General features: G+C 70.6%; 13 protein-coding genes. 3 read left to right on the top strand and 10 right to left on the bottom strand.

Annotated elements, in window-relative coordinates; translation table 11 throughout:
* The first annotated feature begins 2 nt into the window (after positions 1-2).
* From dtd to ABD295_RS13015, 3 genes are all read left to right on the top strand, one after another.
* Positions 3-440 (top strand): D-aminoacyl-tRNA deacylase, encoded by a 438-nt coding sequence (gene dtd, locus ABD295_RS13025; protein ID WP_344304177.1) that lies wholly within the window; start codon positions 3-5, stop codon positions 438-440.
* An 88-nt stretch (positions 441-528) separates the two neighbouring features.
* Positions 529-1,449, top strand: coding sequence for a sulfate adenylyltransferase subunit CysD (gene cysD, locus ABD295_RS13020; protein WP_344304176.1), 921 nt, complete (start codon positions 529-531; stop codon positions 1,447-1,449).
* Complete coding sequence (locus tag ABD295_RS13015) at positions 1,449-2,771, top strand: sulfate adenylyltransferase subunit 1 (RefSeq protein WP_344304175.1); 1,323 nt, start codon at positions 1,449-1,451, stop codon at positions 2,769-2,771. The genes cysD and ABD295_RS13015 overlap by 1 nt, the downstream gene beginning before the upstream one ends.
* Here ABD295_RS13015 and ABD295_RS13010 read toward each other — a convergent pair.
* From ABD295_RS13010 to ABD295_RS12965, 10 genes are all read right to left on the bottom strand, one after another.
* Positions 2,755-4,047 (bottom strand): lipopolysaccharide biosynthesis protein, encoded by a 1,293-nt coding sequence (locus tag ABD295_RS13010; protein ID WP_344304174.1) that lies wholly within the window; start codon positions 4,045-4,047, stop codon positions 2,755-2,757. The two genes, ABD295_RS13015 and ABD295_RS13010, sit on opposite strands and share 17 nt — an antisense overlap.
* Before the next feature lie 119 nt (positions 4,048-4,166).
* Positions 4,167-5,282, bottom strand: a complete 1,116-nt coding sequence (locus tag ABD295_RS13005; RefSeq protein ID WP_344304173.1) for a glycosyltransferase — start codon at positions 5,280-5,282, stop codon at positions 4,167-4,169.
* Positions 5,279-6,589 carry an O-antigen polysaccharide polymerase Wzy gene (locus ABD295_RS13000; RefSeq protein WP_344304172.1) on the bottom strand — a complete coding sequence of 437 codons (1,311 nt, stop codon included), beginning with the start codon at positions 6,587-6,589 and terminating at the stop codon, positions 5,279-5,281. Before ABD295_RS13000 ends, ABD295_RS13005 begins: the two co-directional genes overlap by 4 nt.
* Positions 6,586-7,842: a glycosyltransferase gene (locus ABD295_RS12995; RefSeq protein WP_344304170.1), complete on the bottom strand. Its 1,257-nt coding sequence runs from the start codon at positions 7,840-7,842 to the stop codon at positions 6,586-6,588. The genes ABD295_RS13000 and ABD295_RS12995 overlap by 4 nt, the downstream gene beginning before the upstream one ends.
* Entirely contained in the window at positions 7,835-8,971 is a 1,137-nt protein-coding gene (gene wecB / locus ABD295_RS12990) for a non-hydrolyzing UDP-N-acetylglucosamine 2-epimerase (protein ID WP_344304169.1), read from the bottom strand. Before wecB ends, ABD295_RS12995 begins: the two co-directional genes overlap by 8 nt.
* Positions 8,968-10,086, bottom strand: coding sequence for a polysaccharide biosynthesis C-terminal domain-containing protein (locus tag ABD295_RS12985; RefSeq protein ID WP_344304168.1), 1,119 nt, complete (start codon positions 10,084-10,086; stop codon positions 8,968-8,970). Before ABD295_RS12985 ends, wecB begins: the two co-directional genes overlap by 4 nt.
* The gene (locus ABD295_RS12980) at positions 10,083-11,036 is read right to left on the bottom strand and encodes an NAD-dependent epimerase/dehydratase family protein (protein ID WP_344304167.1); all 954 of its coding nucleotides are present in this window, start codon (positions 11,034-11,036) and stop codon (positions 10,083-10,085) included. Before ABD295_RS12980 ends, ABD295_RS12985 begins: the two co-directional genes overlap by 4 nt.
* Positions 11,033-12,268, bottom strand: coding sequence for a glycosyltransferase family 4 protein (locus ABD295_RS12975; protein WP_344304166.1), 1,236 nt, complete (start codon positions 12,266-12,268; stop codon positions 11,033-11,035). The genes ABD295_RS12980 and ABD295_RS12975 overlap by 4 nt, the downstream gene beginning before the upstream one ends.
* Entirely contained in the window at positions 12,265-13,242 is a 978-nt protein-coding gene (locus ABD295_RS12970) for an MraY family glycosyltransferase (RefSeq protein ID WP_344304165.1), read from the bottom strand. Before ABD295_RS12970 ends, ABD295_RS12975 begins: the two co-directional genes overlap by 4 nt.
* Positions 13,242-14,294: a polysaccharide biosynthesis protein gene (locus ABD295_RS12965; protein ID WP_344304164.1), complete on the bottom strand. Its 1,053-nt coding sequence runs from the start codon at positions 14,292-14,294 to the stop codon at positions 13,242-13,244. Before ABD295_RS12965 ends, ABD295_RS12970 begins: the two co-directional genes overlap by 1 nt.
* Between the last annotated feature and the right edge of the window lie 80 nt (positions 14,295-14,374).

Here is a 14,374-nt window from a genome sequence, read left to right as displayed (position 1 = left end):
TCATGCGCGCTGTCGTACAACGGGTCGTCGGGGCCCACGTCGAGGTCGACGGAGAGGTCGTGGGCGAGGTCCGGGGCCCGGGTCTGCTGGTCTACCTCGGGGTCGCGCACGCCGACGGGCCGGACGAGGTCGCCTGGATGGCCCGCAAGATCTGGGACCTGCGGATCCTGCGCGACGAGCAGTCCGCGTCCGACGTGGCGGCGCCGGTCCTCGTGGTGAGCCAGTTCACGCTGTACGGCGACGCCCGCAAGGGCCGTCGGCCCACCTGGCAGGCCGCCGCCCCCGGGGAGGTCTCCGAGCCGGCGTACGACGCCGTGTGCGCCGAGCTGCGCCGGTTGGGCGCGCACGTCGAGCGCGGCGTGTTCGGTGCGGACATGCAGGTCCACTCGGTCAACGACGGACCTGTGACACTGGTGCTCGAACGCATCCCCTCGCCGTGATCGTCGCGATGCGGCAAACCGTAGTGAACTGGTTAGGATGGGCCGTTGCTGTCCCATTCAGGGCAAGACGAGAGGCAACCTTTCCCGCATGAGCGCTCCACCCACTCACGTCGACTACCAGCTGAGCCAGCTGGACCAGCTCGAGGCGGAGTCGATCCACATCTTCCGTGAGGTCGCCGCCGAGTTCGAGAAGCCGGTGCTGATGTTCTCCGGCGGCAAGGACTCGATCGTCATGATGCGGCTGGCGGAGAAGGCGTTCTACCCCGCCAAGATCCCGTTCCCGGTGCTGCAGGTCGACACCGGCTACGACTTCCCCGAGGTGCTGGAGACCCGCGACAACTGGGTGAACCGGCTCGGGGTCAAGCTCATCGTGGCCAGCGTCGAGGAGGCGCTCGCCAACGGCATCGTCGTCGACGACGGCAAGACCAGCCGCAACCGTCACCAGATCGGCACCCTGCTCAACGCCCTCGAGGAGCACGGCTTCACCGCGGCGTTCGGCGGCGGCCGCCGCGACGAGGAGAAGGCCCGCGCCAAGGAGCGCGTCTACTCCCACCGCGACGAGTTCGGCCAGTGGGACCCCAAGATGCAGCGTCCCGAGCTCTGGAGCCTCTACAACGGGCGCCTCCACGAGGGCGAGCACATGCGCATCTTCCCGATCTCCAACTGGACCGAGCTGGACATCTGGGACTACATCGGCCGCGAGGGCATCGAGATCCCCTCGATCTACTTCTCGCACACCCGACGCGTCTTCAAGCGTGACGGGATGTGGCTCTCGGAGAGCGAGCACAACCCGACCAAGGCCAACGAGACGGTCGAGGAGAAGGTCGTCCGGTTCCGCACCGTCGGCGACCTCACGCTGACCGGCTGCGTGGAGTCCGAAGCCGACACGATCGAGAAGATCATCGCGGAGGTCGCGGTCGCCACCGTGACCGAGCGCGGCGCGACCCGCGGTGACGACCGGTTCTCCGAAGCCGCGATGGAGGACCGGAAGAAGGAGGGCTACTTCTGATGGCCACCACCGAAGACACCGCCCAGCCCGACCAGCCCGTCGAGCCAGTTCGGGGCCTCGCGGGCCGCAACGCCGACCTGCTGCGCTTCGCGACCGCGGGCTCGGTGGACGACGGCAAGTCGACCCTCATCGGGCGACTGCTGCTCGACTCGAAGTCGATCTTCTCCGACCAGCTCGAGGCCGTCGAGGCGTCCTCGGTGTCGAAGGGCTACGACTACACCGACCTGGCGCTGCTGACCGACGGGCTGCGCTCGGAGCGCGAGCAGGGCATCACCATCGACGTGGCCTACCGCTACTTCGCGACACCCAACCGCAAGTTCATCATCGCCGACACCCCGGGCCACATCCAATACACCCGCAACATGGTCACCGGCGCCTCGACCGCCGACCTGGGTCTGGTCCTCGTCGACGCACGCCAGGGCCTGACCGAGCAGTCGCGCCGGCACGCGGTGCTGCTGTCGCTGCTGCGGGTGCCGCACCTCGTCCTCGCGGTCAACAAGATGGACCTCGTCGACTGGTCCGAGGAGGTCTACGAGCGGATCCACGACGAGTTCCGCAAGTTCGCCACCAAGCTCAGCATCCCCGACCTCGAGGTCATCCCGATCTCCGCGCTCAAGGGCGATAACGTCGTCGAGCGGTCCGAGAACACGCCGTGGTACCACGGCCCGACGCTGATGCACCATCTCGAGCACGTCCACGTCGCCTCCGACCGCGACCTCGTCGACACCCGCTTCCCCGTGCAGTACGTCGTCCGTCCCAAGAGCGACGCCCACCACGACTACCGCGGCTACGCCGGCCAGGTCGCCGGTGGCGTGCTCAAGCGCGGTGACGAGGTCATCGTGCTGCCGTCGGGCATGACCTCGACCATCGAGGGCATCGACCTGTTCGACCGCGAGGTCGAGGAGGCCTTCCCGCCGATGTCGGTGACCGTGCGGCTCGCCGACGACGTCGACGTCTCGCGCGGCGACATGATCGCCCGGGTCAAGAACGCTCCCAAGCCGAGCCAGGACATCGACGCGATGGTCTGCTGGATGACGACGGCGCCGCTCAAGCCGCGCCAGAAGCTCGCCATCAAGCACACCACCCGCTCCGGCCGGGCGCTGGTGAAGGACATCCAGTACCGCCTGGACGTCAACACCCTGCACCGCGACCAGGACACCAAGGAGCTTGGTCTCAACGAGATCGGGCGCGTCCAGCTGCGCACCACGGTGCCGCTGCTGTGCGACCCCTACTCCAAGAACCGCACCACGGGCTCGTTCATCCTCATCGACGAGGCCACCGGGGTCACCGTCGGCGCCGGGATGATCAACAGCGCCGGCTGATCGCCCACGCCCCCATCGAGACGGCGAGCAGGACGTACGCCGGCGCACCCCAGCCGACGCGTCCGGCGAGGGCCTGCGCCGAGGTCAGCAACGCCAGGGCGGCCAGGACCAGCAGCCATGTCGGGAGCAGCCGGTCGGCGGTGACACGATCCGCCCACGCGATCGCAGCGGTCGCGGTGACGGCGGTGCCCAGCGCGAACCCGCTCGCGACGCCCCCGATGCCGCCTAGATCGCCCAGCCAGGCCAGGCCCCACACCGCGACGCCGACCGCCATCCCGAGCCAGGCCGCCCCCGACATCCTGGCCACCGACCGGTTGGGGCCACTCGTCATGACGGCGACGCTGGGGGCTGCAACCGTGGTCGTCACCGCTGCCAGCGCCATGACGGACAGGGGCTCGACCGCTTCGCGATAGGCCTCACCGAGGACGAGCGGCACGAGCGTGGGCGCGAGCACGAGGAACGCGGCCAGCGCCCAGAAGAGGTACCGCACCAGCTGCCGGAAGACAGACCTGCGCAGCCGGCGCACGCCGGCGTCGTCGGCCCTGCCGACCAGCTGCGAGACGCGGGGGTACAGCGCCATGCTCGTCGCGGCGCTGGCGAGAGTGAGGGTGGACGCGAGGTTCGCGGCGGCGGACAGCACTCCGGCCTCGTGGTCGTCGAACCTCAGCTTGCCCGCGACGACCAGCAGCTGGACGAAGCCCGCACTGGCCAGCGAGCCCACGGCGGCCAGCCAGACGAAGCGGTCGACACCGGGCGGCGCGGCGCCTCCGGCGGGCGCCGACCGGGGCCAGGTCAGCAGCCCGCACAGTGACATCGCGCCGCCGTACACGAGCGCGACGACGCCCGGACCGACGTCGTCGCGGAGCTCGATGATCGCGAGCGCGCTCAGTGCCAGGACCCCGCACGTCGCCTGCAGCACGAACTCGCGCAGCAGCTGCCCCGTGGCGAGGTGCACACCTCGGCCGAAGGTCTGGAGCGAGTAGCCCCACGACATCAGCAGCAGCCCCCAGGCCAGCGCTGCGCCGCTCGAGACGAGGAGGCTGCCTGCCCACAAGAGCGGTGTCACGACAGCCAGGAAGCGGACCAATCGTCCGAGCAGGTGACGCAGCACCGCGGAGGCGTCGGCAGGTCGGTCGCCGCCCCAGGCGATCCGGACGTACTTCACCACGGCCGATCCTGCTGAGGCGGGCCACACGATCGCGACCAGGACCGAGACCGCTAGCGCGACGCCGAAGTCGGCGTAGCCTGCCGGCCCGAGCACCCTGGCCGCTGACACGGTGAATCCCAGCCGGAGAGCGCCCTGGATGCCCAGGCTGGCGACGTTGAGAGCGACACCTCGCCGAAGTGAGCCGGTCTCGGGTGGTCGTGCGACGTCCGGACGCGCGAGATCGTCGATCACGAGCCGACGTCCGTGACGCTCCGGTAGGCCGCCATCCAGGATGTCGCGCTGCGCTCGAGAGAAAGGGCAGGGAGGTCGAGGACTGCACGTCGTGACTCGAGTGGCTGCACCATTTCTCGGACGCCGGAGAGCGCCCTTGCCAAGGCCCCGGGGTCGTGCGCCGGCACGAGCAGCGCCGGACCCGGATCAAGCTCCCGGGTCCCCCCGGCGTCGGTGGCGATGATGGGCAGACCCGCGGCGGTCGCCTCCAACAGGATCACCGGAAACCCCTCCCAGTGCGAGGACTGCACGTAGGCATCCGCTGCCGACAGCACCGCGGGCACGTCGTCGCGCGCGCCCGGCATCAGCACCCGGTGACGGAACCCGCGGCTGACCCTGGCGCTCTCGAGCTCGGGGCGCATCTCACCGTCGCCGACCACGGCGACCACGAGGCGACGACCCGCCAGGTCGAGGTCGCCGCGGGGCGCGACCTGCGACAGCGCGACCAGCAGCGTGTCGTACCCCTTGGCAGGAGTCATGCGACCGACGCTCACGACGAGGACGTCGTCGTCCGACACGCCCCACTCGGCTCGGACAGCAGTGCGTGCGTCGTCGGAGAACCGATGCCCGTCGACGTCCACTCCGTTGTGGATCACCCGGGCGTCGATCACGCCGTGCGCGTCTCGCACCGCCGCGCTGACGCAGACCGTGAGGTCCGCGAGGGGACTGGTCAGGCCGCTGATCCTGGCCTTGAGGGCTCCGCCTTCCCTGACGCTGTGCAGGGTCCTGACGACAGCAGGGCGCGGCGGCGTTCGCCATGCGGTCAGGGCGGTCAGGGCGGCCAGGGCGGCCAGGGCGTTGGCGTGGAAGGCGTGCGCGTGAACCACGTCCGGGTGGAAGTCGACGATCACCCGCCGCAGGCGGCGCCCGCAGCGCCAGGCGTCCCGGCCACGCAGCCCGTCGAAGCCCAGCTCCCAACGTCGCACGGACGGGGGCGTCGCCACCTGGTCCCGTCCCGTGAGGGAGACGACCCCGACGTCGTGCCCCTCCTGGGCAAGCCGCGTCGCGAGGTCACGCACCATCGTCTGGACCCCGCCGACCGACATCGACGTGGTGACCATGAGGACCCTCATGCCGATCTCGACAAGCGTAGGGAGACCCGGCTCGCGGTCCAGATCAGCGCCACGAGGACGACACAGAGGGTGGCGGTCGACACCATCGTCGCGACGGAGCCCCGCATGACGACGAAGCTCAGGTAGCCGATCACCACGAAGTACGACGCAGTGCCGATCGCGACCGTCGATGGAGGTCGCCTCGACTGCGACGGCACCAGCTTGCGCCGTGCGAAGCCGAGCACGATCCCCAGTCCGGTGAACACGATCACCACGCCCAGGGCGCCGTCGGCCTGGTAGCCCTCGGCGACCGGGCTGTAGCCGTAGCCGAAGCCGGGTTCCCAGTTCGGCCAATAGCTCTTGGCGAAGCCGACGCCGAGGTCCTCCACCGCATCGACGGGCCGCAGGAACGAAGGCAGCCAAAGGAACGCTCCCGCGATCGTCGGGTCGAACGAGCCCACGCCCTCCGGTCTCTGCAGCTCGACGGCCAGCACCCCACTGGGCCCTGCGGGATCGATGTTCGTGAACAGACCGTCATAGAGGTACTCGTCCAAGGTCGCCCGGGTCACCTCCTCGCCCGCACGCGACGTTCCGTACGCCGCTGCGCTGATCCCGACGACAGGGAGCAGCACCAAGGCACCCAGCACGAGCCCGCGCCAACGGGCGAACGGCTGCGCCACGAGCTCTCGGAAGCCCCAACCGGTCAGGGCCAACCCGGCGACCAGGAGCGGGTCCTTGTCGTTGGAGTAGATGGACCACGCCAGGAGGGGGACGAGTAGCGGGAGCTGTCGCCACTTCCGCTTGCTGGTGGCGAGTGCCAGGAAGGCGAAGACCCCGTAGCTCAGGTAGGCCCATCGGTTGAGGACGAAGTAGCCGACCGAGCCGCCACTCGTGGTCTGCGCGACGTTGGCGAGGTAGTCGGTCGCGGCGACCACGTTGCTCCGGTACAGCGCGGCGATGAGCAGGACTGCCAGGACGCTCACCAGCAGCGCGGCCCGCGACGCTGCTCGTGCCCCTTCGAGTGAGCCGACGGTGGGGAGCTGGGCGCCTGGACCCGCGACAAGCTGGAAGGCGAGTGCCAGGCACGCGAGGGAGACGACCGCGAGGACGACGACGGTGGTGCCGGTCGCTTCGGGGAGCTGGAACCCGGTGAACCCGATGACGGAGTCACCACGGAGCACCAGCTCGACCGGGACCGTGACGACGTAGAACAGGATCGAGAACACCGCGACGGAGACGGGCGAGAAGCGCCCGTCGAACCGGGAGTGGTGGCGAACCGCCAGGATCCCCACCCCCGCGTAGACCACGGCCCAGATCAACGTGTTCATCGCGGCCCCCTGCTGGTCACGGGGCTCGTCACGGGGCTGGTCACGGGGCTGGTCACGGGACTGGTCACGGGGCTGGTCACGGGGCTCGTCACGAGGGCCCCGTGCTGGTCCTGGAGCAGGTAGTCGAACAGGCTTCTGCCGTCCACGCTGCAGCGCCACGACTCGTAGGCAGCGGAGGCGGCGCGGCCCCGGGCCTCCAGCGCTGCCACCGGTTCGGCGAGCATCCGGTCCAGGGTCTCGCCCCAGGCCTGCGCCGTGGACTCCTCGACGATCTCCCCGCCGCCGCGGAGGACGTGCGCGGTCCATGGGGTCACGTCCATGATCACGACGGGGCAGGAGCTGGCCAGAGCCTCCGCGACGACGTGGCCGAAGTTCTCGCCCGCCGTCGGGAAGCAGGCGATGTCGGCCTCGGTCAATCGTTCGAAGACCTCCTCGCGACTGGCTGGTCCGTGCCAGCGCACGCGGTCGCCGAGTCCGCTCGCGAGTGCCTGCAGGCGCCGGAGGTAGGCAGCGTCGTCCGCGGCGCCGACGATCTCGAGCCGGAAGTCCCGCCGGACGCGGGCGAGTCCCTCGAGGAGGAGCTCGAGCTGCTTCTTGGGCGAGATCCGGCCGACGTAGACGAGCGAACGTGGCTGCGACCTCGGCCTGGCGGGCCTGGGCAGCGCCTGGCGCGGGAGGACCGTCTCGTTCTCCTTGACGAGGATGCGTCGCGCGGACCGGAGCTCCGCAGCGACGAACGTCGCCTCGGTGTCCGTCGACGCGTGCCAGGTCGCTCGCGAGAAGAAGCCCAGGCGTCGGGCCACCGCCAAGTAGGTGCGCTTCTTCGGTGTCTTCAGCCTCAGCGCGCCGGGGTCGAGCTCCCCCCGCGGCGCGATGACGAGCTCGGCTGCTCCCCACGCCCCCAGCCGCTTGAGCAAGATCGGCAGGATCGCGAAGACGGGGTGGAAGACGCTGTTCAGGTACACGTAGCGCGGCTTCAGGCGAGCGGCCTCGCGCATGGTCCGAGCAACCTGCAGGAGACCGCCCGAGGAGTACCACGTCCAGGCTCCCGCGCGCGTCAGCCAGGCGTTGCTCTCCACCGGAAGTGGCGAGTCGGCGCCGTGGTCGCGGTCGGCGGTGACGATCGCGACCTTGGCGGGAGTCGCGCAGGCGTCGACCATGCCCTCCAAGGTGCGCGCCGGACCTCCGCCCAGGACTGCAGGCGGGTAGTGCGCGACGAAGCAGAGGATCTCGACGTCGTGGACGTCAGCCACCTGGGCCGTCCCACGTGCGAAGCCCGAGCCAGCCGGCGTGCCTGCCGACGGTCGACACCATGAAGCGCACGACGCGACGGCTGGTGTCGGCCACCTCGTACCCGAGGGGCATGGTCGCCGGCTCGTCACGTCCGGCGATCACAAGAGGGATCGCTCGCTCCACGTCAGCCGCATCGAGGCTCGTCATCACGATCGCGCCGGCGTCCAGCGCTTCGGGTCGCTCGATCGAGTCGCGCAAGGTGATCGCCGGGAAGCCCAGGATCGAGGACTCCTCGGAGATGGTGCCCGAGTCCGAGAGGACGCACGCGGCTTCGATCTGGAGCTTGTTGTAGTCGTGGAAACCGAAGGGCTCCAGCCAGCGGATGTCCCCCTCGACCTTCCGGCCGAGCGCCTCGATGCGGTTGCGCGTGCGGGGGTGGGTCGACACGACCAGCGGCAGACCCGTCGAACGGTGCGCCCGCTCCAGGCAGTCGAGCAGGTTCTCCAGCCGCGCCGGCGCGTCGACGTTCTCTTCTCGGTGAGCGCTGACCAGGAGGTATCCCCGCGCCGTGAGGTCGAGGCGCTCCAGCACGTCCGACCCCTCGATCCGATCGCGGAAGTGCTCCAGGACCTCACGCATGGGCGAGCCGGTGACGAGGACGCGACGAGGGTGCAGCCCCTCGGCGAGCAGGTTGCGCCGGGCGTGCTCGGTGTAGGCCAGGTTGAAGTCCGCGACGTGGTCGACCAGGCGCCGGTTGGTCTCCTCGGGGACGTTCTCGTCGAAGCAGCGGTTGCCTGCCTCCATGTGGTACGTCGGGATCCGTAGCCGCTTGGCCATGAGGACCGCGATGCACGAGTTGGTGTCCCCGAGCACGAGGAGGGCGTCAGGTCGCTCCTCGAGGAGGACCCGCTCGACGGCGATGAGCACCCCGCCCAGGACGGCACCCAGGCTCGAGGTGTCGACGTCGAGGTAGTGGTCCGGCGCGCGCAGGCCGAGGTCGTCGAAGAACACCTGGTTGAGCCGGTGGTCGTAGTTCTGGCCCGTGTGGACCAGGACGTGCTCGATCCCCTCGGTCGTCTCGAGCCGGTCGATCACCCGGGCCAACCGGATGATCTCCGGACGGGTGCCGACGACGGTCATCACCTTCATGGCAGGTCCTCCCCCGCGACGAGCTCCGGATACTGGTCGGGGTCGTTCGGGCCCAGCAGCTGGTCGCTCCAGAAGACCGTGACCAGCTCGGTGTCGCCGACGTTGCGGATGTTGTGCACCCACAGGGTCGGCATGTCGACGAACTCCGGACGATCCCCGCTGAGGCGGAAGGTCACGACCTCGTCGTGCAGCAACCGGCGCACCTCGATCTCGGCATCGCCGGCGACGACGACGAACCGCTCCATCTTGTGCAGGTGGTAGTGCTCGCCGCGCTTCTGCCCCGGCAGGGTCGTCGACGCGTACGCCATGCCGGTGCCGCCATGGGACCGGACCGTCTCGAACAGGCGGCCGCGCTGGTCCGCGTGCACCTGCGAGCCCATCGGCCACAGCTGCGGGAACGTCGCAGCACGGTAGGTGTTGAAGAGGTTGAGCTCGAAGGACGACGTGAGCGGAGGCACCTCGCCCCGCGTGGCGTAGAGCCGGTGCGTTCGCTCGAGCAGCTCGGCGACCTCGCTGATCGAGTGGGGCTCGCCCGACACGACGGTCCGTCCGTCGTCGCCCATGGCGGCGATCAGGAGCGCGGCGGCTTCCTGCGCATGCAGAAGGGGGATCTCCCGGTCGTTCGTGACCGAGGGCGTCCCGCCGCAAGCGACCTCATGGACGAACGTGGCCACGAAGGAGTTGTGGTGCGGACGTCCGTGCTCTCCGAAGATGTTGGGCAGCAGCAGGTCCTGGAAGCGTCCGCCCCTGGCGTGGACGGCGTCGGCGAGCAGGTCAGCGGCGCCGGCCTTGCCCCGACCGTAGGCGTTGTCGAGCTCGGCCTGGACCGAGTTGGCGTAGACGAGGTCGACCGGGCGATCCGCGGGCAACGCCCCGACGAGGGTCCGCGCCAACGAGACGTTGCCCTGCTCGACCTCGGCGTCAGTGTGCGCCCGGTTGACGCCGGCGACGTGCAGGACGACGTCGACGTCGGCCAGTGACCTGGCCAGGCGTGCGGGATCGGCGTAGTCGTCCCGACCGACGCGGAGCGGTTCGATGCCGTGCTTCGCGCGCAGTCGGCACGCCAGGTGCCAGCCCAGGAAGCCGAACCCACCGGTGATGGCCACTCGTGTCATGCCAGCTCCTTCCATGCCGTCTCCTTCCACGCCGCCTCCTTCCATGCCGCCTCCTTCCAGGCCTGTCGGCCGGCCGGAGCCGTCCACCGGCCGTCGAGCCAGCCACGCTGTTGCGACTGGCCGAACCACAGCAGCTCCAGTCGCCGGGCCACGCCGGCGGCGGGGGCGGACCAGCGGCCGACCACGCGACCAGCGCCCACGACGACCCGCGCGGCCGGCGTCGGGATCCTGCGGGGCTCGCGCCCGCCCAGCAAGCGGACCAGCTCGGCGGTGGTCAGTCCCTCGCTGGGATGGAGCACGACGGACGGCGGCTGCTCGTCGACCAGGGCCAGGAAGGCACAGGCGTCGGCGACGTTCTGGACGAGCACCTGGGGGGTCGGCCGGTCACCCCGTCCGGCGACGGAGGCGAGGGGCGAGGCGAGGACCCGGACGAGCTGCTGCGTGACCGGGCGGCCCGGGCCGTGCACGGACGTCGGTCGGAAGCAGACCGTGCGCTCGTTCACGGCCGACGCCAGCCGCTCGCCGAGGCTCTTGGCCTGTGAGTATGGGCTGAACGGGTGGTGGGCGCCCGCCTCGTCGAGCACGGCGATCCGTCCCTGCACAGCGGCCGAGCTGACGTGCACGAAGCGTGCGGGGTCCGGCGTCGCAGCGGCGACGACACCCGGCAGCAGCGCGTCGGCTCCGAAGAGCTCGTCACCCGACGCGGTCGCGTCCGCTCGGCCCGCGGCGTTGACCACGGCGCTGCAGCCCGCGAGCTCGTCGGCAAGCCTGTCGCGCTCCCGCTGGGACCCGGGGCTCTGCAGGTCCGCAAGGAGCGCCTCCAGGTCACGGCCTCCCGTGCTCAGGCGCGGCGCCGGGACCGGGTGCACGGTCGCGCCCCTGCCGACCAGCGCGCGTGCGACGCGCTGGCCGAGGAAGCCCGAGGCGCCGAGCAGGCCCACGATGGTCATCGCCGGCGCCTTCGTACGGCGTCCACCAGGACCGCCTCCAGACGTGCGCTCCCCGCCGCCGCCGACAGCTCGTCGGCGTAGGTCCGCCTGCCGGCCGCAGCCCAGGCGTGCCGCTCCTCGAGGCTGAGCCCCACGACACGCTGGAAGGCGGCCGCGAGCTCGTCGGGCGACTCAGGTCGCACCACCAACCCGCAGCCTGACCGTCGGACCAGGTCGGCCGCATCTCCGGCGACGGCACACACGACCGGGGACCCGGAGGCCATCGACGCCTGCAGCTTGCTCGGGATGGTGCCGCGGAAGAGGGGGAGGTCGCGCAGCGAGACCAGCTGGGCCGCCGACTCGGCCATCAGCGCGGGCATGTCCTTCAGGGGACGGCTGCCCAGGAAGATCACCCGGTCCTCGAGTCCCAGGTCGCCCGCCAGCCCTTCCAGCCTCGGACGTGCGACACCGTCCCCCACAAGCACCAGGCCTGCGGTGCTCTCCGACGGCAGGAGGGACATGGCCCTGACGGCGTGCTCCAACGCCTGGACGTCGCCGATCCCGCCGGCGTACATCACCCAGTCCCGGCCGGCGGGAAGCAGGCCCGACGCGGCGGCCGGGGTCGGCTTGAACACCTGCTCGTCGACCCAGTTGGGGATCGACACGGGGCTGACGCGGCTGCCGCGGCCGGCGATGGTCGCCGCCATGGTCGGACTGATCGCGGCCACCCCGGACGCCCGCGCGTAGAGGCGCTTGAGCAGCACCGCGAGACCGCGCTCGATCACTCGCGTCGAGTGGCTGCCGCGGACGAAGCCGCTCGCGGTGACGGTCTCCGGCCACAGGTCCTGCACGTAGAGCACATAGGGCACGCCCGCGAGCCGCTCGAGGGTCCACGCGGCCAGCCCGACCGTCGCGGGGGTGAGGTAGGTGAGCACCGCGTCGGCGTCACGCAGGACACCGGCGTTCGCGGTGGCGGACGCCGCGAACGAGCCCAGGCTGAGCGCGCGGTGCAGCGGGCTCTGATCGTGGCTGGGGACGTCGGGGACCCGGATGACCTCGATGCCGTCCCGTCGCTCCCGCAGCCGCGGCCGCATCCGGTAGCCGGGATGGATACGACCCGTGGGATAGCTGGGGAACGCGGTCAGCACCCGGAGATCGTGGCCACGCTCCGCGAGGGCGCGAGCAATCGCCGTGGGATGGGCGGCCGCCCCGGGCTCGGGCTCGTACCACTGGCTGAGCATGCCGATCTTCATGCGTGCACCGCCTTCTGGCGCGTCGCGAGCCGGGGCAGGCTCAGGTACGCCGCCGCCACGGCGACCGCGACGGTCACGGACAGCACCGGCACGTCCCGGCCGAGCCACGCGGCGAGGCAGACCAGGGCGCTGGCCAGGGCAGCGGCGGTCGCCGCACCCAGGTGGCTCCACCCCAGCCCGTCGACCAGGCGCTGGTAGACGTGCTCCCGATGCGCCTCCATCAAGGGGCGCCGACCGCGTGCGCGCTTGACCAGGACCCACGCGGTGTCGGCGCCGTAGACGACCAGTGGAGCGACCGCGAGCGGCAAGGCGGCGCCGCTCACCCAGGCCCAGGCGCACATGGACGCGATCACCAGGCCCACGCCATAGCTGCCGACGTCGCCGAGGAAGACCCGCGCCCGCGGCGCGTTCCACGGGAGGAATCCGAGCAGTGCGCCGGCCAGGGCCAACCCGAGGGTCGACAGCCCGGGCTCGTCGACCCGCCCGCCGACGTACCCGAACCACAACCCCGCCACGGTCCCGCTCAGCGCCGAGATCCCGTTGACGCCGTCCATGAAGTTGAACGCGTTGACGAAGCCGACCACCAGCACGACGATCGCCGTCAGGGTCACCCACCTGCCCGCGGTCGCCTCGACCGATTCGGCCGCCCAGGCGGCGACGCCGATGCCGGCCAGGACCTGGAGGACCAGCCGGGTGGGTCCGCTGAGTCCCCGCAGGTCGTCCACGAGGCCGACGACTGCCAGGCCCAGGCCCACCAGGAGCGGCACCCGGCCGACCTCGCCGCCCACCGCGGCTGCGACCCCGCAGGCGACCAGGAGGGCGGCGTAGACACCGATCCCTCCGCCGCGGGGAATCGGGGCAGCGTGCGAGGAGCGAGCGTTCGGCACGTCCATGACGTCGGCGCGGCGCAGGACCGGGAGGAGCACGCCCGTGAGGCCCAGCGCAGCGAGGAGCGCGACCAGGAACGGCGACATCAGCACTGCTCGAGGAGGCGCCGGAACGCCGGCATCCCCGTCAGCAGGGCCACGACACCGTCGGTGTCGAGGCGTTCCGTGTTGTGCGAGTGGTAGTCGTCGATCACCGAGTCGTGCTGGTCGTCCCCATCGAAGCCCCCGTCGAAGCCCCCGTCGAAGTAGGTCTCGTAGTTCAGGTCGCGCGCGTCGACCGCGACCTTGAAGTAGTCGCCCTGGTCCTGGCTGCGGGCCAGCTCCTCGCGCGTGGCCAACGTCTCGTAGAGCTTCTCCCCGTGGCGGGTTCCGATCACCCGGATCTTCGGCTCGGCGCCCATCGCCGATGCGACAGCGACCGCCAGGTCGGCGATGGTGCTGGCCGGCGCCTTGCGGATGAAGAGGTCGCCCGGCTGGGCGTGGAGGAACGCGTGCTCCACCAGCAGCACGGCCTCGTCCAGCGACATGAGGAACCTCGTCATGCCCGGGTCGGTCACCGTCAGCTCACGACCCTCGCGCAGCTGCTCGACGAAGAGCGGGATGACGGAGCCCCTGGACATCATCACGTTGCCGTAGCGGACGGTCGAGACGGTCGTGGCCGCCGTCGGGTTGTTACGGGCGAATGCCTGCGCGACCTTCTCCATCATCGCCTTGCTCATGCCCATGGCGTTGATGGGGTAGGCCGCCTTGTCGGTGCCGAGGCAGACGACCGACCTGACGCCGTTGGAGTTGCTCGCCTCGATGACGTTGGCCGAGCCGAGGATGTTGGTGCGGACCGCCTCGAGGGGGAAGAACTCGCAGCTCGGGACCTGCTTCAACGCGGCTGCGTGGAAGACGTGGTCGACGCCCCTGGTCGCTCGATCGACGCTGTCGTAGTCGCGGACGTCCCCGATGTAGAAGCGCATCCGCGCGTCCTTGAGCTCCCGGCGCAGGTGGTCCTGCTTCAGCTCGTCGCGCGAGAGGATCCGCACCTCGTCGACGTCTGTGTCCAGCATTCGGCGGACCATCGTCGAGCCGAAGGAGCCGGTTCCACCGGTGATCAGCACCGTGCCCTCGTTGATTGCGCTCGACGTGGCCAAGGCGTCCCACTTCCGCTCCACAGAGGTTGCTGCTTGCAAGGGCGACGATGCGCCACCGACTGCCGAACCCGGCCTGTCTC

It is taken from the genome of Nocardioides bigeumensis, assembly GCF_039531755.1.
Taxonomy (GTDB): Bacteria; Actinomycetota; Actinomycetes; order Propionibacteriales; family Nocardioidaceae; genus Nocardioides; species Nocardioides bigeumensis.
The sequence above is the reverse complement of the archived record's forward strand: the minus strand, read 5'-3'. Positions and strand labels throughout refer to the sequence as shown.